Here is a 22,170-nt window from a genome sequence, read left to right on the forward strand (position 1 = left end):
AGCAGAATGTTAACAAACTCAAATACACAAAACTACCAAAACCCTGGGACTACCGAAGTTCGTTTTTCCCCGCCTGAACGGGGAAGATCGCTACAGTTTAAAGTCCAGTGTGGCATTTTTTATTTTTTCATAAACAGCCTGACTAGGCGGTTTAGGAATAGTCGCAGTTTTCGCCGCCGTCAATGCTGCCTGGCAAAGAGCCGGATCGCCACCCTCAGACGTTATGCCTTTTAAAGTACCATCAGGAGCAAGGTTGATATGCAAAACACACCGCTTGCCCTGATAAAGGCTCGCATCATACAGACGGCGCTGGATAGCTATCTGAATTTGCTTAGCATAAGCGCTTATTTCTGCGCCGTTATCACCGCCGTTAGCACCAGATGTTCCGGTGTCCTTCGAAGGCTGATTATTCCCTTTCGCCCCACCGCCTGTTTTAGGCGCATTCTTACCGGAGCTCAGGTCACCGAGCAGGCTGTCAACACCATCAGCTTCTTTCGCAGCAGCCGCTTTCTTCGCAGCTGCGGCCTTAGCGGCAGCTGCTTTAGCGGCTTTATCCGCTGCGGCCTTTTCTGCAGCGGCAGCTTTGGCTGCTGCTGCTTTCTCGGCTGCGGCTTTTTCCGCTGCGGCGGCTTTATCGGCTGCCGCTTTATCAGCAGCAGCTTTCTGAGCGGCAGCTTTTTCCGCGGCTTTATCTGCAGCTGCTTTCTCAGCTGCAGCCTGTTTAGCCGCTTCCTGTTGCGCCTTTTTCTCTGCCTGTTGCTGCGCTTTCTTCGCCGCATCGGCTTCGGCTTTCTTCTGCGCATCCGCCGCTGCTTTCGCGGCTTCCGCTTCTGCCTGTTTCTTCGCATCAGCCGCCGCTTTTGCCGCAGCAGCTTCGGCGACTTTAGCCTGAGCGTCGGCCTTCGCTTTGGCGTCAGCAGCGGCTTTAGCAGCCGTTTCCTGCGCCTCTTTCGCCTGGGCGTCCGCTTTGGCCTTCGTCGCTGCAGCAGCTTCTGCTGCAGCAGCTTCTGCTGCAGCCTGTTCGGCCTGTTTCTGCTGTTCTTTCGCTTCTTTAGCCGCTTCCTGCGCCTGCAGACGATCTTGTTCCAGTTGTTTCAGCCTTTCCTGCTCGGCGGCCTGTTTTTCACGTAGCTCTTCCGCCTGCTGCTGAGCCTGCTTTTCCCGCTGCTCGGCGGCGCGACGGGCGCTGGCCTGCTGTTGCTGTTGGCGGTTGTAATTATTCACAACCGCTCCCGGATCGACCATTACCGCATCAATAGAAGAACCGCCGCCACCGCCGGCTGAAGCATCCAGATGCTCATCAAACGAACTCCAGATCAGCAGCGCTATCAATACGATGTGCAGCGCGACTGAAACTATGATCGCTCGTTTAAGCTTGTCGTTTTGTTCGGTTGCCTTTGACACTATCGGTTCCCAAAAACTGTTCGCCTGTACCCGCTATATCTGCATGGCTACGAGCTGCTTTCAGCTCATAGCCAACATTCTGGCGGGCGCACATATCTCGAGCGATTAGATCGGCTTGGTCATCAAGCCAACCGATTTAACCCCTGCGCTATGCAACAGGTTAAGCGCTTTAATAATTTCATCGTAAGGCACCTCTTTGGCGCCACCGATCAGGAATACCGTTTTCTCATTCGCCTCAAGTCGGCGTCTGGCTTCGGCAATAACCTGTTCCGGCGGCAGCTGCGACAGCGTTTCCGGGCCCACTTTCACGCTGTACTGCCCTACTCCGGAAACTTCAACAATCACCGGTGGATCGTCGTTGCTTTTCACCGCTTGCGATTCCGTTGCGTCCGGCAGGTCGACCTCTACGCTTTGCGTAATGATCGGCGCTGTCGCCATAAAGATCAGCAACAGCACCAACAGGACATCCAGCAGCGGAACGATATTGATCTCGGACTTCAGTTCGCGACGTCCGCGTCCACGTGCTCTGGCCATGGCTTACCCCTTATTGCTTTCGCTGCTGGTAAACGCCTGACGGTGCAGAATGGCGGTGAACTCTTCCATAAAGTTGTCGTAGTTCAGTTCAAGTTTGTTCACTCGCTGGTTCAGACGGTTATAGGCCATAACCGCAGGAATAGCGGCAAACAGGCCGATTGCCGTGGCGATCAGCGCTTCGGCGATACCCGGAGCAACCATTTGCAGCGTGGCTTGTTTTACCGCGCCCAGCGCGATAAAAGCATGCATGATCCCCCATACGGTACCAAACAGACCAATATACGGGCTGATGGAACCTACTGTACCGAGGAACGGAATGTGCGTTTCCAGCGTTTCCAGTTCGCGGTTCATGGAAATGCGCATGGCTCGCGATGCCCCTTCAACGACCGCCTCTGGCGCATGGCTATTGGCACGATGTAACCGGGCAAATTCTTTGAAACCGCTGTAGAAGATTTGTTCCGAACCGCTCAGATTATCGCGACGGCCCTGGCTCTCCTGATACAGGCGAGAAAGCTCAATACCGGACCAGAATTTATCTTCAAACGCCTCAGCTTCACGCGATGCCGAATTGAGGATACGCGTTCTCTGAATAATAATGGCCCAGGAAGCGATAGAAAAACCAATCAAAATCAACATGATAAGTTTAACCAGAAGGCTCGCCTTCAGGAACAAATCAAGGATATTCATGTCAGTCACTGCTTAAACTCCGCGACAATAGACTTGGGAAGCGCACGAGGCTTCATTAAGAGTGGATCAACGCACACGATAAGAACCTCAGCTTCATTCAAAACGACGTTCTCGGCGTTGACGATTCGCTGCGTGAAAACCAAAGAGGTGCCTCGCATCGAGGTTATTTCCGTCTGGATTTCGAGCATGTCGTCGAGTCTGGCGGGCGCAAAATACTCCAGAGTCATTTTGCGAACCACGAAGGCAACTCGTTCAGCCAGCAAAACCTGCTGACTGAAGTGATGGTGGCGCAGCATCTCTGTGCGTGCTCTTTCATAAAAAGCGACGTAGCTGGCGTGGTAAACCACACCACCGGCGTCGGTGTCTTCGTAATAGACCCGAACCGGCCATCGAAACAGCGTTGTATTCACTTTACATCCCGGTAATGCAACAAAAGATTAGTGCTTTCAAACTTCGCTACTATACGCGCGGGAATCGTGGTTTGGAATGGGAGAAAGTAAACGGCGAGTAAATTTTTATGGGCTTATGCAAGCCCATATGATTAACAGAGATTTCTTATTCAAAAGAAGAAAAAGAACAGGCCCAAAACGAGCACAATATCAGCGATGAGTGGACAAAAAATTCCCTGCCAGTGAATAGCACGCGGACGAAAACCCACGCCGTGGATGACGCCGGTACAAACCGCCCACATCAGCAGGAAACCATGCCAGATTTCCAGCTCGCTGGTTTTCGCCGCAAAGCGCGACGGATCCCAGAAGATACAGCCAGCTAACGCCAGCGCCATCAATAAGGAAAGCGCCCTTAACGGGCGCTTGTCCATTATCGCGTAAAGGGTCGCGATAATACTCATCAGTGTTCTTCTTTACCTGCTTTGGTAGCTTCCACGTGCTCTAGCGCCAACGCGGTAATCACTCCAAAGGCACAAGCAAGAAGCGTTCCTAAAATCCATGCGAAATACCACATATATAGCTCCTTACCTTAGTACAGCGAGTGGGTGTTCTTTTCAATGTCTTCGCGAGTGATGCGTCCGAACATTTTCCAGTAACACCAAGTGGTGTAAGCCAGAATAATCGGTACAAACACAATTGCCACGTAAGTCATCAAGTTCAGCGTCATCTGGCTGGAAGTCGCATCCCACATGGTCAGGCTAACGTTCATCATAGTGCTTGATGGCATTACGAACGGGAACATCGCAATACCAGCGGTCAGGATGATGCAAGCCAGCGTCAGGGAAGAGAACAGGAACGCCCAGGCGCCTTTATCAGCTTTCGTCGAGATGACGGTCAGCAGCGGCAGCACCACGCCCAGGACAGGAATCGCCCACAGCGCTGGCATATTGTTAAAGTTCACCATCCAGGCACCAGCTTCACGCGCCACTTCTTTGGTCAGCGGGTTAGATGGGGCAGTATGATCCATGACGGACTTAACCACATAGCCATCGATACCGTAGTAAACCCAAACACCCGCCAGCGCGAAGCAAACCAACGTCACCAGCGCCGCAATCGTAGAAACGGAGCGAGTGCGCAGGTGCAGTTCACCGACGGTACGCATTTGCAGATAGGTTGCGCCCTGGGTCAGGATCATCGCCACGCTAACAATACCGGCCAGCAGACCAAACGGGTTCAGCAGTTGGAAGAAGTTACCGGTGTAGTACAGGCGCATATATTCGTCCATATGGAACGGAACGCCCTGCAGCAGGTTCCCAAAAGCCACGCCAATCACCAGCGGCGGCACGAAGCTACCGATGAAAATTCCCCAGTCCCACATGTTACGCCAGCGGGTGTCTTCAATCTTCGAACGGTAGTCGAAACCAACCGGACGGAAAAATAAAGACGCCAGCACCAGCACCATTGCCACGTAGAAGCCGGAGAACGCAGCAGCATAAACCGCCGGCCAGGCAGCAAACAGCGCGCCACCCGCGGTGATCAGCCATACCTGGTTTCCGTCCCAGTGCGGGGCAATGGAGTTAATCATAATTCGACGCTCGGTGTCGTTACGACCGAGGAAGCGGGTGAGCATGCCCACCCCCATGTCGAAGCCATCGGCGACAGCAAAACCAATCAGCAGTACACCAATCAGCAGCCACCAGATAAAACGCAATACTTCATAATCGATCATTTGACGACTCCTGTCTTAGCGTGCCGGCTGAGTAGTCGCGGAAGACTGCTCAAAGTGGTAACGACCGGTTTTCAGGCTGCTTGGGCCACGGCGCGCGAATTTGAACATCAGGTACAGCTCCGCCACCAGGAACAGGGTATACAGACCACAAATCAGCAGCATCGAGAAGATCAGGTCGCCCACGGTCAGCGACGAGTTAGCGACGGCCGTTGGTAGCACCTCACCTATCGCCCACGGCTGACGGCCATATTCCGCCACGAACCAACCGGATTCGATAGCAATCCACGGCAGAGGAATGGAATACAGCGCGATGCGCAGCAGCCATTTTTTCTCGCCTATCTGGTTACGGATAACCGTCCAGAAGGAGACCGCAATGATCGCCAGCATCAGGATGCCGCATGCCACCATGATACGGAAGGCAAAATAGAGCGGCGCAACAGCAGGAATGGAGTCTTTGGTCGCCTTAGCAATCTGCTCTTCCGTCGCGTCAGCGACGTTTTCGGTATAGCGTTTCAGCAGCAGACCGTAACCAAGATCTTTCTTAACATCGTTAAACCGATCGCGAACGGTTTGGTCGGTTGAGCCAGCACGCAGCTGTTCCAGCAGCGAGTAGGCTTTCATCCCGTTACGGATACGCTCTTCGTGCTGAATCATCAGGTCTTTCAGGCCGGTAACCTGTTTATCCACGGAGCGAGTGGCAATGATGCCCAACGCGTAAGGGATTTGAATCGCGAAGTGGTTTTCCTGCGCATCCTGATCGGGAATACCAAAAAGGGTAAAGGAAGCCGGAGCCGGCTGCGTTTCCCATTCGGCTTCGATAGCCGCGAGTTTGGTTTTCTGCACGTCGCCCATTTCGTAACCGGATTCATCACCGAGAACGATAACGGAAAGGATAGCCGCCATACCGAAGCTGGCAGCGATAGCGAAGGAACGCTTAGCAAAAGCGAAGTCACGGCCGCGCAGCATATAGTAGGAGCTGATGCCGAGGACGAACATCGCGCCGCAAACGTAGCCAGAAGCAACGGTGTGGACAAACTTAACCTGAGCGACAGGGTTCAGGACCAGCTCAGAGAAGCTGACCATTTCCATACGCATGGTTTCAAAGTTGAAGTCCGACGCAATCGGGTTCTGCATCCAGCCGTTAGCAACGAGGATCCACAGTGCTGACAGGTTAGAACCCAGCGCCACCAGCCAGGTCACCGCCATGTGCTGAACTTTGCCCAGACGATCCCAACCGAAGAAGAACAGACCTACAAAGGTAGATTCGAGGAAGAAGGCCATCAAACCTTCAATGGCCAGCGGCGCACCGAAGATATCGCCCACATAGTGAGAGTAGTAAGACCAGTTAGTCCCGAACTGGAACTCCATGGTCAGACCGGTTGCCACACCCAAAGCGAAGTTGATACCAAACAACTTGCCCCAGAATTTGGTCATATCTTTATAAATCTGTTTGCCGGAAAGGACGTAGACCGTTTCCATGATGGCCAGCAGGAACGCCATACCGAGCGTCAGTGGCACAAAAAGGAAGTGGTACATCGCGGTCAAGGCAAACTGTAAGCGCGACAGTTCGACTATATCTAACATCATGACTCCTTGCTCATCGCATGAAGACTCCGAGAGTGAACCCCGTTAGAAAGGGTCACACGCATGCCCCAATACACAAATTTATTTGCGTCTTATCGCCACCGCCGTTTCGCCAGAATCAGGAAACGGCAGTCGTGAAAAGTTACAAACATGTTAACAAAACACCCAAATTGATCCCGTGATTATATTACGCCGCAAAACCCTTACAATAAATAGGTTTTTATTGAGATAAATTTGCAGTTTTCGACGGCGATCAATTTATAGCGAAAATACCGGTTTCCGGTCAATTTGATCCGCGACAATTTAACTCCATTTCATATTCTTTTCCAAGTTTTAAACGTTGATTTAAATCAATTTTCATTTTAAATGTTAATTATGTTTATCTTGTTCACCTCTGGTGAACCTAAGGTTAACGGTATGTTTTACAACAGTATCATCGGTTATTGAAAATGATAGTCGATTTATTTAATCCCGGAGCGGAATTTAATGAGCGGAAGAATAGCTGTCAAAACTGAGCCATAAACTGATAATGACGTGTAGCTCACAGATTTTTTTTATCAAGTCAGCACCCTATATTTTTTTGCTTATTTTATTTATCATTGATTTTACCTTTAATTAACACACATACGTAACTATCTCATTCTCAAGTAAATGCACTGCATAACAACCCCCTCCTCTGCAGTCAGAACGACTTCCCCAGCCTCGTTATCGACAAAGCGCCCTTTTCCCCCTGACGATGTTCATCGGGTCGATTTACGCCTTCTTCGTACTCGCCAACAAAAATGAAATATAAAAATCACATATCGTCATTTTTTATCTTTAATCTAACAATTTGATTTTTGTATATATAAACGACTGTCTAAATTCCGTTATGCGGCTCACAAAAAAATTTAAAGAATTGTATCTCTTACTTATTAAAAAAAGACCAATTAACTAAAAACAAAATAAGACCTTGCTCACAAACATCACAACGCATTTATTAGATCCACGCTAACCAACAATACCCCGGTGTAAAAATAAAAATATAACTATATGATATTTAATGACTTTAAAAACAAAAATCAAAAATGATAGTTTTTCGAAAGATATTCTGAAAATAGATCAATTGCTTCCCCCCTACTAACCACAGACACTCCAGCCCTATTAACAGGCAGCCGGAATCAACGCTGCTAAATATTAAAAGTCGTTTTTATTTTAGACCATCAGCCCTACAGAGGATTACCCATGAAGAAATCAACACTTGTTATTGGCGTCATTGGTGCTGACTGCCATGCAGTAGGTAATAAAGTTCTGGACCGCGTTTTTACTGGCCATGATTTTCGCGTAATCAATCTGGGGGTGATGGTAAGCCAGGATGAATATATTGATGCCGCCATCGAAACCGGTGCTGACGCCATTGTCGTGTCATCCATTTACGGTCACGGCGATATCGACTGCCTGGGACTGCGCGAACGCTGCATCGAACGCGGTATTGGCGACATTCTCCTCTTCGTCGGCGGTAATCTGGTCGTCGGCAAACACGATTTTGCCGATATTGAGGCCAAATTCAAAGAGATGGGCTTTAACCGCGTCTTCGCTCCAAGCCACGATCTTGAAGATGTCTGCCAGCTCATGGCCAATGACATAAATCAGCGCCACGGCGTCGAGCAGCGCTGCCTGGAAGAGGCTATCTGATGCAGACCGTCTCTGTCGATATCGGCTCGACGTGGACCAAAGCAGCCCTCTTCGCGAAGGAGGGAGATGCATTAACGCTGGTTAACCACGTTCTGACCCCGACCACTACGCATCATCTGGCAGACGGTTTTTTTGCCAGCCTGAATCAGGTGCTAAACGTTGCCGATGCTCGTCCCCTGCTCAATAGCGGTGAAGTGACGCTAAAGTATTCCTCGTCGGCAAAAGGCGGTCTTGCCGTCGCTGCCATGGGGCTGGTGCCATCCATCACCCTGGAATCTGCAAAGGTGACCGCCCACTCGGCGGGGGCGAAAATCGCCCAGTACTACTCGTATAAACTCAACCGCCACGATATCGAGTCGCTGGAGGCCTCGCCGCCGGATATCCTGCTATTTACCGGCGGAACGGACGGCGGCGAAGAGAGCTACGGCCTGGCCAATGCCCATGCGCTGGCAGAGTCAACGCTCGACTGCGCCATTATCTACGCCGGGAATCGTGATATTCAGGACGACGTGCAGGCTATCCTGGGGCATAAAGATCTGACCACGGTGGACAACATTCTGCCCGACCTCGATCACCCAAATCCTTACGCTGCCCGCAAAGCCATTTGCGATGTGTTCTTGTCGCGTATCGTCAAAGGTAAAGGGCTGGACGTGATCGTCGGTGAAACCGGTGAAGAGCCGATGCCGACCCCGTGGACCGTTTATGAGCTGGTCAAAGCCATCAGCGACTACGACAGCGCATGGAAAGAGTTCATGCTGATCGACATGGGCGGCGCCACCACCGATGTCTATTCCGCCAGCGCGAACACCCTATCACCCGATACCGTCCTGCACGGGGTTCCTGAACCGTTTGTTAAACGCACGGTAGAGGGCGATCTCGGAATGCGCGTCTCCGCGGTGGTGGTTGGTGAAAGCACCCATGAGCTGGTGAAGGTGGTCTTTGCTCAACAGCCGGAACGTCAGGAGGCCTTTTACGGCTATCTGCGCCATCTGGTCGCCCATCCCGATTACCTGCCGCAAGGCGCCGAAGAGACATTCTTCGACGCCCTGCTCGCCGGACTGTGCGTCGGCTACGCCAGCGAACGCCACGCGGGCACCAAAAAACAGGTCTGCACCTGCGTGGGCAACGTCGATTTACAGATGGGCCGCGACCTGACCACCGTACGCAAAGTCGTCGGTTCCGGGGGATGGCTCTCCCGCGCCAGCCAGTTCGACATCCATAGCTGGCTGAAATACCGCGAACTGGACGACGACGGCAGACGCATTCTCTTACCCACTCAGTTTGAATATTACCGCGATGCTAAAGGCCTGCTTCCTCTACTGGCAAACGTTGCCAGGCTCTACCCAGAACTTGCCGCCCGCACCAGCATTCAGTGTTTAACCCTATAAAATTTAAGGCAATGACGAATGGAACTCCGCAATAAAAAGCTAACCCATGATGAATTCATGACCGAGCGGCATCAGGTATTGCAGACCTGGCAGACCGGGAAAGATGTTGAGAAATTCGAAGATGGCGTGAAGTACCAGCAGACCATTCCTGAGAAAAAACGTTTTTCTCACGCCCTGCTGAAGGCCGATCAGGAAGGGAAAACCCTGAGCCAGCCGCGCGCGGGCGTGGCGTTAATGGATGAGCACATCGAACTGCTTAAAACGCTGCAAGTTGAATGCGACCTGCTGCCCAGTACCATCGATGCCTATACCCGTCTGAACCGTTATGAAGAGGCGGCGATTGGGATTCAAAAATCCATCGAAGCGGGAACGTCCAAACTGAACGGCCTGCCGGTAGTCAACCACGGCGTTGCTGAATGCCGTCGAATGACCGAGTCGCTGGAAAAACCGGTTCAGGTGCGTCACGGCACGCCTGATGCGCGTCTGTTAGCTGAAATCTCAATGGCCAGCGGCTTTACCAGCTACGAAGGCGGCGGCATCTCCTACAACATTCCTTACGCCAAGCGCGTCACCCTGGAAAAATCAATTCGTGACTGGCAGTACTGCGACCGCCTGATGGGCCTGTATGAAGAACACGGCATCCGCATTAACCGCGAGCCGTTTGGCCCACTGACCGGCACGCTGATCCCACCGTTTATGTCCCACTCGGTGGCGATTATCGAAGGTCTGCTGGCGCTGGAACAGGGCGTGAAATCCATCACCGTCGGCTACGGCCAGGTCGGTAGCCTGACGCAGGATATCGCGGCGATTCAATCCCTGCGCGAACTGTCGCACGAATACTTCGGCAATTATGGCTTCGACGATTATGAGCTGAGTACCGTCTTCCACCAGTGGATGGGCGGCTTCCCGGAAGATGAATCTAAAGCGTTCGCTATTATCTCCTGGGGCGCGGCGGTGGCCGGTATGTCCGGCGCGACCAAAGTGATTACCAAGAGCCCGCACGAAGCCTTCGGCATTCCGACGGCTGCCGCTAACGCCCAGGGCCTGAGGGCGTCACGCCAGATGCTCAACATGGTCAGCGACCAGAAATTCCCGCCATGCGCTGCCGTTGAGCAGGAAGTGGATCTGATCAAGAGCGAAGTTCGCGCCGTACTGAAGAGGGTTTTCGAACTGGGCAACGGCGATATCGCTCGCGGCACGGTACTGGCTTTCGAAGCCGGCGTGCTGGATGTGCCTTTCGCTCCGGCCTCTTGTAACGCGGGCAAAATCCTGCCGGTTCGCGATAACTCAGGCGCCATTCGCGTGCTTGAAGCCGGCGCGGTTCCGCTGCCAAAAGACATTCTCGCCCTGCACCATGATTACGTCGCCGAGCGTGCGAATTTCGAAGGACGCAAGCCTTCATTCCAGATGGTTGTTGATGACATCAACGCTGTATCCCACAGTAAATTAATAGGAAGACCATAATGAAAATTAAACAGGCCCTTTTTACCGCTGGCTACTCTTCATTCTATTTTGACGACCAGCAGGCGATTAAAAATGGCGCGGGTCATGATGGATTCATGTATACCGGCGCGCCGGTTACCCCGGGCTTTACGTCGGTGCGCCAGGCGGGCGAGTGCGTCTCGGTACAGCTGATTCTGGAAAATGGCGCGGTGGCGGTCGGTGATTGCGCCGCCGTACAGTACTCCGGCGCGGGCGGCCGCGATCCGCTGTTCCTGGCGGAAAACTTTATCCCGTTCCTCAATGATCATATCAAACCGCTGCTCGAAGGCCGCGATGTCGATACGTTCCTGCCGAACGCCCGCTTCTTCGACAAGCTGCGTATCGACGGCAACCTGCTGCATACCGCCGTCCGCTACGGCCTGTCTCAGGCGCTGCTCGACGCCACCGCGCTGGCAAGCGGTCGCCTGAAGGCGGAAGTGGTTTGCGACGAGTGGCAGCTGCCGTGCATCCCGGAAGCGATTCCTTTATTTGGTCAGAGCGGCGACGACCGCTACATCGCCGTCGACAAAATGATCCTCAAAGGCGTGGACGTGCTGCCGCACGCGCTAATCAACAACGTCGAAGAGAAGCTGGGCTTTAAAGGCGAAAAACTGCGTGAGTATGTGCGCTGGTTGTCCGACCGAATCCTCAGCCTGCGTACCAGCCCACGCTATCACCCGACGCTGCACATTGATGTCTACGGCACCATCGGTCTGATCTTCGATATGGACCCGGTGCGCTGCGCCGACTATATCGCCAGCCTGGAGAAAGAAGCGCAAGGTCTGCCGCTCTATATAGAAGGCCCGGTAGATGCCGGTAACAAACCGGATCAGATCCGTATGCTGACCGCCATCACCAAAGAGCTGACTCGTCTGGGTTCCGGCGTGAAGATTGTCGCCGACGAATGGTGCAACACCTATCAGGACATCGTTGACTTCACCGATGCCGGTAGCTGCCACATGGTGCAGATAAAAACCCCGGATCTTGGCGGTATTCACAACATCGTGGATGCGGTGCTGTACTGCAACAAACACGCGATGGAAGCCTATCAGGGTGGTACCTGCAACGAAACCGAGATCAGCGCCCGCACCTGCGTACACGTTGCGCTGGCCGCACGTCCTATGCGCATGCTGATCAAACCAGGCATGGGCTTCGATGAAGGTCTCAACATCGTGTTTAACGAAATGAACCGCACCATCGCGCTGTTGCAGACTAAGGATTAAGAGATGGCCCGTACATTTAAGATCTTATCGCCTACGGCTATTCTGGGTTATGGCTTCCCGGAAGAGAGTTTTCGTAAAGCCATGGAAGAGTCGCCAGATCTTATTGCCGTTGACGCAGGTTCATCCGATCCCGGCCCCCACTACCTGGGGGCAGGTAAACCCTTTACCGACAGGGCCGGAGTGAAACGCGATCTGCGCTATATGATCGTCGCTGGCGTGAAAAACAACATTCCAGTCGTCATTGGCACCGCCGGCGGTTCTGGCGCTGCCCCGCATCTGGAGTGGTGTCGTCAGATAATTCATGAGATTGCGCAGGAAGAAAAACTGTCTTTCTCTATGGCGCTAATCCCGTCTGATGTTGATAAAGAAGTTGTTCATCAGGCGCTGGATAACGGCAAAATTACCGCGCTGGATTTTGTCCCGGAACTGACTCACGAGGCTATCGAAGAGAGCACCTACATCGTCGCACAGATGGGGATCGAACCTTTCCAGCGGGCGCTGAAAGCCGGTGCGCAGGTGGTATTGGGTGGACGCGCTTACGATCCGGCCTGCTTTGCCGCCCTGCCAATTATGCAGGGTTTCGATGAAGGGCTGGCGCTGCACTGCGGCAAGATCCTTGAATGTGCGGCCATTGCCGCCACGCCGGGTTCCGGTTCCGACTGCGCCATGGGGATTATCGACGATCACGGCTTTACGCTGAAAGCGTTCAATCCAAAGCGTAAGTTCACCGAAACCTCCGCGGCGGCGCATACCCTGTATGAGAAGTCCGATCCGTACTTCCTGCCGGGCCCTGGCGGCGTGCTGAACCTGAAAGGGTGTACCTTTAAAGCCGTCAACGAGGGCGAAGTCTACGTCAGCGGTTCACGTCACGAAGAAACACCGTACGCACTGAAGCTGGAAGGTGCTCGTCAGGTCGGCTTCCGCTGCCTGACCATTGCCGGAACGCGCGACCCGATCATGATAGCCGGGATCGATAACATTCTCGAAGAGGTACAAGCCAGCGTGGCGCGCAACCTCTCGCTGACTGACGACAGTATCCGCATGACCTTCCACCTGTACGGTAAGAACGGCGTGATGGGCAACCATGAGCCGATGAAAACAGCCGGACACGAGCTAGGGATTTTGCTGGATGTGGTCGCGCCAACTCAGGATATCGCCAACAGCGTCTGTTCGCTGGTGCGCTCTACCCTGCTGCACTATGGCTATGAAAATCGCATTGCAACTGCAGGTAACCTCGCCTTCCCGTTCTCACCGTCTGATATTCAAAGCGGGCCGGTGTATGAGTTCTCTATCTATCACCTGATTGAAGCCAGCGACGCGCTGCGTTTTGATTTCCATATTGAACAGGTGACGCCAGAAGGAGTTCAGGCATGAAACAATCCATATGCTCGCTGGCGCAGGTAATTCGTTCCAAAAACGCCGGACCGTACGAGCTGGTTTTAGATATTTTATTTAAAACCCGGGAAGATTATCAGCGGGTAAAACGTTCGGAGCAATTAACGCCGCAGCTTATTGCCAGCTTATATAACGTGAAGCCTGATTTTATTCATCGCATTGTGTGGTTTGATCCGGCTAATGCGGTAAAAATCGTCATGCCTCGCGATATTATTTCCGGCAACGTCGGTGACAATGATGTATATGGCGCGCAGCAGCATGCGCCATTATTAAGTATTGAGTTCGATCTGTAGAAAAATACACAATAACAGCCATTGGAGCACCGAATTCAGCTGTATCACCGTGCTTCGAATTATCCATGCGGTTGGTCACAACAGGCATACGCCTGAGCTTCTGTCCGAGCTCAGGCGCTCGCCGCCCTACACCTAAATTGCCAACCTTTATCCGATGGAGTCACAATGAAGAAAATAAGTTTAACCAAAATGATCATATTAGGCCTGATACTCGGCATGATTGCCGGGGTGGCTATTAATAATATGGCCTCAGCTGATACAGCAAAGTCGTACGCGCAGGATATTTCAATTTTTACCACCATATTTTTACGCATGGTAAAAATGATCATCGCCCCATTGGTTATTTCTACCCTGGTCGTCGGCATTGCCAAAATGGGCGATGCGAAAACGCTCGGGCGTATATTCTCTAAAACCTTTTTCCTGTTTATTTGTGCTTCGCTACTGTCGATTGCGCTGGGCCTGGTGATCGTCAATATGTTCCAGCCAGGCGCTGGCATTAACTTCGTTGCCCACGACGCTGGAGCCGTTGCGGCCGTGCAGTCAGAACCGTTCACACTGAAAGTGTTTATCTCTCACGCGGTGCCCACCAGCATCGTTGATGCGATGGCGCGCAACGAAATTCTGCAAATCGTGGTGTTCTCGATCTTCCTTGGCTGCAGCCTGGCGGCAATCGGCGAAAAAGCCGAACCGATCGTGAAGGTACTCGACTCGCTGGTCCACGTCATGTTGAAGCTGACTGGCTACGTCATGCTGTTTGCACCACTCACCGTTTTTGCCGCCATCTCCGGGCTGATTGCCGAACGTGGCCTGGGCGTGATGGTTAGCGCCGGGATCTTTATGGGTGAGTTCTACCTGACGCTGGGTATGCTGTGGGCGATCCTGATTGGCCTGTCGACGATGATTGTCGGTCCGTGCATTGGCCGTCTGACCAAAGCGATCCTCGAACCCGCGCTGTTGGCCTTCACCACATCCAGCTCAGAAGCAGCCTTCCCTGGCACGCTGGATAAGCTGGAAAAATTTGGCGTCTCTTCCAAAATTGCCAGCTTCGTTCTGCCGATTGGCTACTCCTTTAACCTCGTCGGCTCGATGGCCTACTGCTCGTTTGCCACGGTATTTATCGCCCAGGCCTGTAATGTCCATCTCGGGATGGGCGAGCAGATCACCATGCTGCTGATCCTGATGCTGACCTCGAAGGGAATGGCGGGCGTGCCGCGCGCCTCAATGGTGGTTATCGCCGCCACCCTGAACCAGTTCAACATTCCGGAAGCCGGTCTGATCCTGTTGATGGGCGTCGATCCGTTCCTCGATATGGGCCGTTCTGCCACCAACGTCATGAGTAACGCCATGGGTGCAGCCATTGTTGGCCGTTGGGAAGGCGAACACTTCGGTGAAGGCTGTCGTGGCAAAGCGCCAGCCAAAACGCCGGAGCATGAACGTCCTGCGACCGAACCTTCAGAAGTTGCTCTGTCCTGATCCAACAGGCCGACTTCGCGTCGGCCTTTTTTCAACATTTCAACAGGGTTGCACCATGAATGTAAAATTTCTCAGCACGTGCATCTTAACTGCCAGCTTACTGTTTAGCGCCACGACACTGGCGCAGAACGCGCCGGATTACGCCAGTATTATCGAACAGGCGCACCAGAAATATAAAAGTAACAACGACGGTAAAGTCGCCGACTACATCCCTGCCCTGGCGACCTACAGCCCGAATAATTTCGCCATCACCCTTGCCACGGTTGACGGCAAAATTTATCAGGTTGGCGACGTGAAAAAAGCGTTTCCGATGGAGTCCCTGAGCAAGGTTTTCACGCTGGCACTGGCGATGGAGCAGCGCGGGCCGCAGGAAGTTTTAGATAAACTCGGTGCCAATGCCACCGGCCTGCCCTTCAACTCCGGCTTAGCGGTGGAATTAACCAAAGGGGCCCCTGAGAATCCGTTAGTCAATGCAGGAGCCATGAGCACCGTCAGCCTGGTTGAAGCAAAAGACAAAACCGATCGCTGGAACAAAATCCTCAACAATCTCAACGCCTGGGCCGATGCCTCACTCACCGTTAACGAGCCGGTATTTAAATCCGAAATGGAAACTAACCAGCATAACCAGGCGCTGGCGATGCTGATGAACTCTTATAACAGCTTCTATGGCGATACCCAGGAAGCCGTCGAAATTTATACCCGCCAGTGCTCGGTGGATGTCACCGTTGAGCAGCTCGCCAAAATGGGGGCCGTACTCGCCAACAAAGGCCAATCCCCCTTCAACGGCAAGCAGTTGCTAAATGAAAACTATGTCCCGCAGGTGCTGGCAGAAATGGCCATCGCTGGACTATACGACGGCAGCGGCAAATGGCTGTACACCGTGGGCATCCCGGCGAAATCCGGCGTTGGCGGCGGAATGGTTGCCGTGATACCAGGACAATACGCCATTGCGGTCTACTCTCCCCCGCTGGATGAAGCCGGTAACAGCGTTCGCGCCCAGCAGACCATCGGATATGTCGCCCATGCGACCCAGGCCAATCTCTTTTTAGCAAAATAGTGAGACGTAAAATGTCTAAACCCTTTGTCTGGCAGGAACTCTTTGTTCAAAGCAAAGATAATACAGAGTATGAATTACTGAGCAGTCAACACGTTACGGTGACGGAGTTAGATGGGGAAGAAGTCATCAAAGTCGCGCCAGAGGCGTTAACTCTGTTATCTCAGCAGGCGTTTTATGAGGCTTCATTTTTCCTGCGCAGCGGGCATTTAAAACAGATTGCCAGTATTTTGCGCGACCCGCAGGCCAGCAGTAACGATAAGTACGTCGCTCTCCAGCTGCTGCGCAATGCCGAAGTCTCCGCCAAAGGCGTGCTGCCAAACTGTCAGGACACCGGCACCGCAACCATTGTGGCGAGTAAAGGCCAGAACGTCTGGACCGGTTGCGACGATGCCGAAGCCTTAAGCAAGGGCATCTACACCACGTTTCAGGAAAACAATCTTCGCTACTCGCAAAACGCGCCGCTGGATATGTACACCGAAGTGAATACCCATACCAACCTGCCCGCGCAGATCGACATCAGCGCTACGCAAGGTAGTGAATATCGCTTCCTGTTCGTCAATAAAGGCGGTGGCTCGGCCAACAAAGCGGCGCTATTTCAGGAAACCAAATCGATTCTACAGCCGGAGAAACTCACCGCTTTCCTGACCGAAAAAATGAAATCGCTGGGCACCGCCGCCTGTCCGCCGTATCACATCGCTTTTGTTGTGGGCGGCCTCTCCGCCGATCAGGCGCTGAAGGTGGCAAAGCTGGCCTCAACGAAATACTACGATAACCTGCCCACCGAAGGGAACGAACTGGGCCAGGCGTTTCGTGATACCGCGATGGAAACCACCTTGCTCAACGCCAGCCGCGAATTCGGCATCGGTGCGCAGTTTGGCGGTAAATACTTCGCCCACGATATTCGCGTCATTCGCCTACCGCGTCACGGCGGCTCCTGTCCAATCGCCATGGCCCTCTCCTGCTCCGCTGACCGTAATATCAAAGCGAAAATCAACAAGCACGGCATCTGGTTGGAGAAACTGGAACATAACCCGGGTAAATTTATTCCCGAATCCTGCCGCGTGGAAAACAGCGGCCAAACCGTACAACTCAACCTGAACCGACCGCTGCATGAGATCCTGCGCGACATGTCCACCCTGCCGGTCGGTACCCGATTGTCGCTGAGCGGGCCAATTGTCGTCGCCCGCGATATCGCCCATGCCAAGATCAAAGAACGTCTGGATAACGGCGAGCCGATGCCGGAATACATGAAAAACCATATCGTCTATTACGCAGGCCCGGCGAAAACCCCGGACAATCAGGCCTGCGGTTCAATGGGGCCCACCACCTGCGGACGCATGGACGGTTATGTCGATGCTTTCCAGGCGGCGGGCGGCAGCCTGATTATGCTCTCCAAAGGCAACCGCAGCCAGCAGGTGACCGACGCCTGCCAAAAACATCGGGGATTTAACCTCGGCAGCATTGGCGGTGCGGCGGCCCTGCTGACGCAGCAGTATATCAAGAGCCTGCATTGCCTCGAGTATCCCGAACTGGGGATGGAGGCGGTGTGGATGATGGAAGTCGAAAACCTGCCCGCCTTTGTGCTGGTGGATGACAAAGGGAATAACTTCTTCAGTCAGTTTGAGCAGCAGCATCGCTGCGCAACCTGTCCGGCCGGACATTAAGGAGCGAATATGCAAGCGCGAGGAAATACCGACCGCCACCGCCTGCGCCAGCAGAAGCTGAAAGAGCAGGTCGATACCCGCGTGGCGGCGGCGACGGAGAAAAAAGGCGTTCTGATCGTCTTCACCGGAAACGGCAAAGGCAAATCCACCGCAGCCTTTGGTACCGCGACGCGCGCCGTCGGGCACGGAAAAATCGTCGGCGTCGCGCAGTTTATTAAAGGCCAGTGGGATAACGGTGAATACAACACGCTGCATCCGCTGGGCGTGGAATTTCACATTATGGGCACCGGCTTTACCTGGGAAACGCAAAACCGGGAGGCCGATATTCAGGCGGCAACGGCGGTATGGCAGGAGAGTAAGCGTATGCTGGCCGACCCGCACTACGATCTGTTGGTCCTGGATGAGCTCACCTATATGCTGGCGTATCACTATCTGGATACAGAGGAGGTGATCGCCGCAATCGTGGATCGTCCGCCACAGCAGAGCGTGATTATAACCGGACGCGGCTGTCACGCCCGATTGCTGGATCTTGCCGATACGGTGAGTGAACTTCGCCCGGTGAAGCACGCGTTTGATAGCGGTATTCAGGCACAAGTGGGCATCGACTGGTAGTTTTATCCGATTCGCTTTTCTCCCGGCTCGCGCTGCGCTTAGCCGGGCTACGGGCTCACCGCCGTCTGCGGGCCGGTAGCCCGGACAGGCGCGTCAAGCGCCGCCTCCGGGAAACAGCGCGCAACGCAGCTTCCACTTTTCTCCCCAGAGCCATCAGGTCGTCGACACCACTGATTTATGCAACAACCAGTCGCGGAATACCTGTAAATGCCGGGATTCCGCTTTATCTTCCTGCCACGTCATAATAAAACGGTTTCCGGTGCGAATCGGCACATCGCAAGGAATGACCATCTCGCCGCTATCGAGATCGTGCTGAATGGCAAAACGCGGTAGCAGCGCCACCCCCAGATTCGAACGCACCGCCGCAATCAGCATCGATAGCAGGTCAAAACGCGGGCCGATATTAATCTGCGCGCTGGTGATATTCGACAATGCGAACCACTCCTGCCAGCCGTGAATTCGTGTGCTTTGATGCAGCAACGGAAATTCACCCAGCAATTCCTCGACCGCCAGCTTTTGACCAGGGTCTGATAGCAGCCCGCAGCCGCATACCGGTAGGATCTCCTCTTCGAATAAGTACTCAACCTCCGTCCACGGCGAGCAAAAATCCTCGCGCATGATGGCGGCATCATACTCACGGCTGAGAAAATCGCCAATATTAGCCAGCGAATGAATATTGACGATAATACCCGGGTTTAATTTATTAAACTCACGCAGATTAGGGATTAACCAGTGGGTGCTAAGGAAGGTGCGAACAAGTCCCTGATATGAGATCATGTTTGTCATCTGGAGCCATGGAACAGGGTTCATCATGAGTCATCAACTTACCTTCGCCGACAGTGAATTCAGCAGTAAGCGCCGTCAGACCAGAAAAGAGATTTTCTTGTCCCGCATGGAGCAGATTCTGCCATGGCAAAACATGGTGGAAGTCATCGAGCCGTTTTACCCCAAGGCTGGTAATGGCCGGCGACCTTATCCGCTGGAAACCATGCTACGCATTCACTGCATGCAGCATTGGTACAACCTGAGCGATGGCGCGATGGAAGATGCTCTGTACGAAATCGCCTCCATGCGTCTGTTTGCCCGGTTATCCCTGGATAGCGCCTTGCCGGACCGCACCACCATCATGAATTTCCGCCACCTGCTGGAGCAGCATCAACTGGCCCGCCAATTGTTCAAGACCATCAATCGCTGGCTGGCCGAAGCAGGCGTCATGATGACTCAAGGCACCTTGGTCGATGCCACCATCATTGAGGCACCCAGCTCGACCAAGAACAAAGAGCAGCAACGCGATCCGGAGATGCATCAGACCAAGAAAGGCAATCAGTGGCACTTTGGCATGAAGGCCCACATTGGTGTCGATGCCAAGAGTGGCCTGACCCACAGCCTAGTCACCACCGCGGCCAACGAGCATGACCTCAATCAGCTGGGTAATCTGCTGCATGGAGAGGAGCAATTTGTCTCAGCCGATGCCGGCTACCAAGGGGCGCCACAGCGCGAGGAGCTGGCCGAGGTGGATGTGGACTGGCTGATCGCCGAGCGCCCCGGCAAGGTAAGAACCTTGAAACAGCATCCACGCAAGAACAAAACGGCCATCAACATCGAATACATGAAAGCCAGCATCCGTGCCAGGGTGGAGCACCCATTTCGCATCATCAAGCGACAGTTCGGCTTCGTGAAAGCCAGATACAAGGGGTTGCTGAAAAACGATAACCAACTGGCGATGTTATTCACGCTGGCCAACCTGTTTCGGGCGGACCAAATGATACGTCAGTGGGAGAGATCTCACTAAAAACTGGGGATAACGCCTTAAATGGCGAAGAAACGGTCTAAATAGGCTGATTCAAGGCATTTACGGGAGAAAAAATCGGCTCAAACATGAAGAAATGAAATGACTGAGTCAGCCGAGAAGAATTTCCCCGCTTATTCGCACCTTCCCTAAAGGTGGGGTTCACTGCCAGTTCAAGAACCCGCACCGTCGGCTGCCAGGTCATAATTGAATTGGTATCACGCTCCAGCTTGTTAAGCGTTTCCTTAACGATGGGCAAATAATGCTTGCCCGCCGCATTTAAAAAAATCCTTTTTTTCACATGATTAAATAATGACGTATGGAGGAAATCCTCCAGCGCCGTGACTTGTCTGAACACGGCGCTTTGTGTTAAAGCTAACTCTTCCGCTGCTCGGGTATAGCTTTCATGGCGAGCCACAACTTCAAAGGTCACCAGCAATTCGGTTTTGGGGATTTTTCCTCTCATAACGTCTTCCATTTACGGCGTGCAAAAATTGTTTAAAGAATAAAAAAAGCGCGCAAGGACATCAGGTTATCCCCGAGTGTTATATTTTATTATCCCGTCAGATGTCATTGATCTATTCCATGATTAATGCATATTAGCAGTGATCAAATAATAACCAATAATACCCAGGCATCTCAATAAACACAATTTAAACAAGGTGTCTGCCCCGCAAATAGCGTCAATAAGTTGTCAATATTTTTTCACGTTAACTTGTTTATTATCGAAGTCAGCCTGAGGGGGTAAAAAATTAATTTTCAGCTACCAGCTATAAATTAAAATTTTCAGCGACCGGGGACACATTATGAGTGCTTCAGGAAAAATCTGTCTTACCTTTATCCTGCCCCGGTATGGGCTATGACGATGCCGAGAGAGACTGCTGGCGGAATGATTGCGGCGTAGTGCGATGTGCCATGCGGAACACTCGACAAAAGTAGCTGGTTTGTGCGTACTGCAGCTTTCGGGCGACGCCATCTATCGAATACGCAGGATCGCCAAGCAGTTCCCCGGCTCGCTGCATTCTCTTCTGGCTCACCCAGACTTTGAAATTCACCCCCTGCTGCTTTTTAAAAAAGCGACTAAAGTAATTGGCGCTCAGGCAAACATGAGCCGCTACCGATTCGAGAGACAACTCATCATATAAATGCTCATCAATATAACGTAGGGCAGAGGCCATTTTTATTTCATGCGATGCACGTTGCGCATAATAAAAATCACTATTTCGGCGAGATTGCTTATTCGCGATCACTTTTATCCCCTCAACCGGCGTGACATTATTCACAATAAAATGAAGTAATCTTTCTGCCGCCAATCGATGACTATTGTCGATGGCCTTACTGTGGTCACAAATAATATATCCCCACACTTTTTCAAAACGCATGAGGGGCAGTGAAAAGAAATTTAACCCTGCATAGCGGCCAGGCAATCTCTCCCCGCGGGTATCAATAACCACGGCGACCAGACCGGTTGCACGAGAAAAGGTCGTTGCCAACGAAGAGAAAAACTGGTGTTCATCATCCCTGTCTCTTTGCTGCACATTATTCTCCAGTAGCCTGATAGTCAGCCGCTAATATGCAGAATTTAGCGCATCAAAAGAATGACCTTAAACGCAAAAAATAATCTCATTTTCGCAGATGAATATGATCAAAATGCATGATCATCCCAGCATCATGCCAACGTCCACACATGGTCAATGAAAGCGGCCTCACTCAGTATTTCTCAAACTTTAACGAATCTTCACAGATTGTTGTGAGCATGATTTTATTATCGCAGATAACAATAATGCTTAATT

20 protein-coding genes and 2 pseudogenes are annotated in these 22,170 nt (G+C 52.6%); 11 read left to right on the forward strand and 11 right to left on the reverse strand.

Annotated elements, in window-relative coordinates:
• Positions 1-90: 90 nt before the first annotated feature.
• The 8 genes from tolA to cydA form a co-directional block, all read right to left on the reverse strand.
• Positions 91-1,404, reverse strand: coding sequence for a cell envelope integrity protein TolA (tolA, locus tag HV213_RS19675; RefSeq protein WP_181482989.1), 1,314 nt, complete (start codon positions 1,402-1,404; stop codon positions 91-93).
• Between the two features lie 105 nt (positions 1,405-1,509).
• Positions 1,510-1,938 carry a colicin uptake protein TolR gene (gene tolR, locus HV213_RS19680; RefSeq protein ID WP_087828655.1) on the reverse strand — a complete coding sequence of 143 codons (429 nt, stop codon included), beginning with the start codon at positions 1,936-1,938 and terminating at the stop codon, positions 1,510-1,512.
• Between the two features lie 3 nt (positions 1,939-1,941).
• A complete protein-coding gene (gene tolQ, locus HV213_RS19685) occupies positions 1,942-2,634 on the reverse strand; it encodes a Tol-Pal system protein TolQ (protein ID WP_110276824.1) in 693 nt (230 codons plus the stop codon).
• On the reverse strand, positions 2,631-3,035 hold the full coding sequence (ybgC, locus tag HV213_RS19690) for a tol-pal system-associated acyl-CoA thioesterase (protein WP_110276825.1): 405 nt from the start codon (positions 3,033-3,035) through the stop codon (positions 2,631-2,633). The genes tolQ and ybgC overlap by 4 nt, the downstream gene beginning before the upstream one ends.
• A gap of 149 nt (positions 3,036-3,184) precedes the next feature.
• Positions 3,185-3,475, reverse strand: coding sequence for a cyd operon protein YbgE (ybgE, locus tag HV213_RS19695; RefSeq protein WP_004100327.1), 291 nt, complete (start codon positions 3,473-3,475; stop codon positions 3,185-3,187).
• The gene (gene cydX / locus HV213_RS19700; RefSeq protein WP_004100325.1) at positions 3,475-3,588 is read right to left on the reverse strand and encodes a cytochrome bd-I oxidase subunit CydX; all 114 of its coding nucleotides are present in this window, start codon (positions 3,586-3,588) and stop codon (positions 3,475-3,477) included. Before cydX ends, ybgE begins: the two co-directional genes overlap by 1 nt.
• A 15-nt stretch (positions 3,589-3,603) precedes the next feature.
• Complete coding sequence (gene cydB / locus HV213_RS19705) at positions 3,604-4,743, reverse strand: cytochrome d ubiquinol oxidase subunit II (RefSeq protein WP_181482990.1); 1,140 nt, start codon at positions 4,741-4,743, stop codon at positions 3,604-3,606.
• A 15-nt stretch (positions 4,744-4,758) separates the two neighbouring features.
• The gene (cydA, locus tag HV213_RS19710; RefSeq protein ID WP_181486462.1) at positions 4,759-6,327 is read right to left on the reverse strand and encodes a cytochrome ubiquinol oxidase subunit I; all 1,569 of its coding nucleotides are present in this window, start codon (positions 6,325-6,327) and stop codon (positions 4,759-4,761) included.
• 1,224 nt (positions 6,328-7,551) lie between these two features.
• Here cydA and glmS point away from each other — a divergent pair.
• The 10 genes from glmS (at position 7,552) to cobO (ending at position 18,588) form a co-directional block, all read left to right on the forward strand.
• Positions 7,552-8,001: a methylaspartate mutase subunit S gene (gene glmS / locus HV213_RS19715; RefSeq protein ID WP_110276828.1), complete on the forward strand. Its 450-nt coding sequence runs from the start codon at positions 7,552-7,554 to the stop codon at positions 7,999-8,001.
• Positions 8,001-9,389, forward strand: a complete 1,389-nt coding sequence (gene glmL / locus HV213_RS19720) for a methylaspartate mutase accessory protein GlmL (protein WP_181482991.1) — start codon at positions 8,001-8,003, stop codon at positions 9,387-9,389. The genes glmS and glmL overlap by 1 nt, the downstream gene beginning before the upstream one ends.
• A gap of 18 nt (positions 9,390-9,407) precedes the next feature.
• Positions 9,408-10,853, forward strand: coding sequence for a methylaspartate mutase subunit E (locus HV213_RS19725; protein ID WP_181482992.1), 1,446 nt, complete (start codon positions 9,408-9,410; stop codon positions 10,851-10,853).
• A complete protein-coding gene (locus HV213_RS19730) occupies positions 10,853-12,094 on the forward strand; it encodes a methylaspartate ammonia-lyase (protein ID WP_181482993.1) in 1,242 nt (413 codons plus the stop codon). Before HV213_RS19725 ends, HV213_RS19730 begins: the two co-directional genes overlap by 1 nt.
• A 3-nt stretch (positions 12,095-12,097) precedes the next feature.
• Positions 12,098-13,468, forward strand: coding sequence for an acyclic terpene utilization AtuA family protein (locus tag HV213_RS19735; RefSeq protein ID WP_112214463.1), 1,371 nt, complete (start codon positions 12,098-12,100; stop codon positions 13,466-13,468).
• Positions 13,465-13,782, forward strand: a complete 318-nt coding sequence (locus HV213_RS19740) for a DUF4387 domain-containing protein (protein WP_181482994.1) — start codon at positions 13,465-13,467, stop codon at positions 13,780-13,782. Before HV213_RS19735 ends, HV213_RS19740 begins: the two co-directional genes overlap by 4 nt.
• A 165-nt stretch (positions 13,783-13,947) precedes the next feature.
• A complete protein-coding gene (locus HV213_RS19745) occupies positions 13,948-15,255 on the forward strand; it encodes a dicarboxylate/amino acid:cation symporter (RefSeq protein ID WP_112214464.1) in 1,308 nt (435 codons plus the stop codon).
• A gap of 55 nt (positions 15,256-15,310) precedes the next feature.
• Positions 15,311-16,312, forward strand: coding sequence for a glutaminase A (glsA, locus tag HV213_RS19750; RefSeq protein ID WP_181482995.1), 1,002 nt, complete (start codon positions 15,311-15,313; stop codon positions 16,310-16,312).
• An 11-nt stretch (positions 16,313-16,323) separates the two neighbouring features.
• Positions 16,324-17,976, forward strand: a complete 1,653-nt coding sequence (locus tag HV213_RS19755; protein ID WP_181482996.1) for a class I fumarate hydratase — start codon at positions 16,324-16,326, stop codon at positions 17,974-17,976.
• Between the two features lie 9 nt (positions 17,977-17,985).
• On the forward strand, positions 17,986-18,588 hold the full coding sequence (cobO, locus tag HV213_RS19760; protein WP_181482997.1) for a cob(I)yrinic acid a,c-diamide adenosyltransferase: 603 nt from the start codon (positions 17,986-17,988) through the stop codon (positions 18,586-18,588).
• A gap of 153 nt (positions 18,589-18,741) precedes the next feature.
• Here the strand turns inward: cobO and HV213_RS19765 are convergent.
• Positions 18,742-19,344, reverse strand: a pseudogene (locus HV213_RS19765) (LysR substrate-binding domain-containing protein); the annotation flags it as partial.
• Positions 19,345-19,399: 55 nt separating this feature from the next.
• On the opposite strand from HV213_RS19765, the gene HV213_RS19770 reads away from it, so the two are divergent.
• Entirely contained in the window at positions 19,400-20,380 is a 981-nt protein-coding gene (locus tag HV213_RS19770) for an IS5-like element IS5 family transposase (RefSeq protein ID WP_000019403.1), read from the forward strand.
• Positions 20,381-20,528: 148 nt separating this feature from the next.
• Here the strand turns inward: HV213_RS19770 and HV213_RS19775 are convergent.
• Positions 20,529-20,843: pseudogene (locus HV213_RS19775) on the reverse strand (LysR family transcriptional regulator); the annotation flags it as partial.
• A gap of 391 nt (positions 20,844-21,234) precedes the next feature.
• The gene (locus HV213_RS19780) at positions 21,235-21,915 is read right to left on the reverse strand and encodes a helix-turn-helix transcriptional regulator (protein WP_181482998.1); all 681 of its coding nucleotides are present in this window, start codon (positions 21,913-21,915) and stop codon (positions 21,235-21,237) included.
• Between the last annotated feature and the right edge of the window lie 255 nt (positions 21,916-22,170).

Source organism: Klebsiella sp. RHBSTW-00484, from assembly GCF_013705725.1.
GTDB lineage: Bacteria > Pseudomonadota > Gammaproteobacteria > Enterobacterales > Enterobacteriaceae > Klebsiella.

Coding starts and splice junctions, on each gene's coding strand:
- tolR (WP_087828655.1), bottom strand. CDS start 1,938: ATGGCCAGAGCACGTGGACGCGGACGTCGCGAACTGAAGTCCGAGATC.
- ybgE (WP_004100327.1), bottom strand. CDS start 3,475: ATGAGTATTATCGCGACCCTTTACGCGATAATGGACAAGCGCCCGTTA.
- cydX (WP_004100325.1), bottom strand. CDS start 3,588: ATGTGGTATTTCGCATGGATTTTAGGAACGCTTCTTGCTTGTGCCTTT.
- cydB (WP_181482990.1), bottom strand. CDS start 4,743: ATGATCGATTATGAAGTATTGCGTTTTATCTGGTGGCTGCTGATTGGT.
- cydA (WP_181486462.1), bottom strand. CDS start 6,327: ATGTTAGATATAGTCGAACTGTCGCGCTTACAGTTTGCCTTGACCGCG.
- glmS (WP_110276828.1), top strand. CDS start 7,552: ATGAAGAAATCAACACTTGTTATTGGCGTCATTGGTGCTGACTGCCAT.
- glmL (WP_181482991.1), top strand. CDS start 8,001: ATGCAGACCGTCTCTGTCGATATCGGCTCGACGTGGACCAAAGCAGCC.
- HV213_RS19725 (WP_181482992.1), top strand. CDS start 9,408: ATGGAACTCCGCAATAAAAAGCTAACCCATGATGAATTCATGACCGAG.
- HV213_RS19730 (WP_181482993.1), top strand. CDS start 10,853: ATGAAAATTAAACAGGCCCTTTTTACCGCTGGCTACTCTTCATTCTAT.
- HV213_RS19735 (WP_112214463.1), top strand. CDS start 12,098: ATGGCCCGTACATTTAAGATCTTATCGCCTACGGCTATTCTGGGTTAT.
- HV213_RS19740 (WP_181482994.1), top strand. CDS start 13,465: ATGAAACAATCCATATGCTCGCTGGCGCAGGTAATTCGTTCCAAAAAC.
- HV213_RS19745 (WP_112214464.1), top strand. CDS start 13,948: ATGAAGAAAATAAGTTTAACCAAAATGATCATATTAGGCCTGATACTC.
- glsA (WP_181482995.1), top strand. CDS start 15,311: ATGAATGTAAAATTTCTCAGCACGTGCATCTTAACTGCCAGCTTACTG.
- HV213_RS19755 (WP_181482996.1), top strand. CDS start 16,324: ATGTCTAAACCCTTTGTCTGGCAGGAACTCTTTGTTCAAAGCAAAGAT.
- cobO (WP_181482997.1), top strand. CDS start 17,986: ATGCAAGCGCGAGGAAATACCGACCGCCACCGCCTGCGCCAGCAGAAG.
- HV213_RS19770 (WP_000019403.1), top strand. CDS start 19,400: ATGAGTCATCAACTTACCTTCGCCGACAGTGAATTCAGCAGTAAGCGC.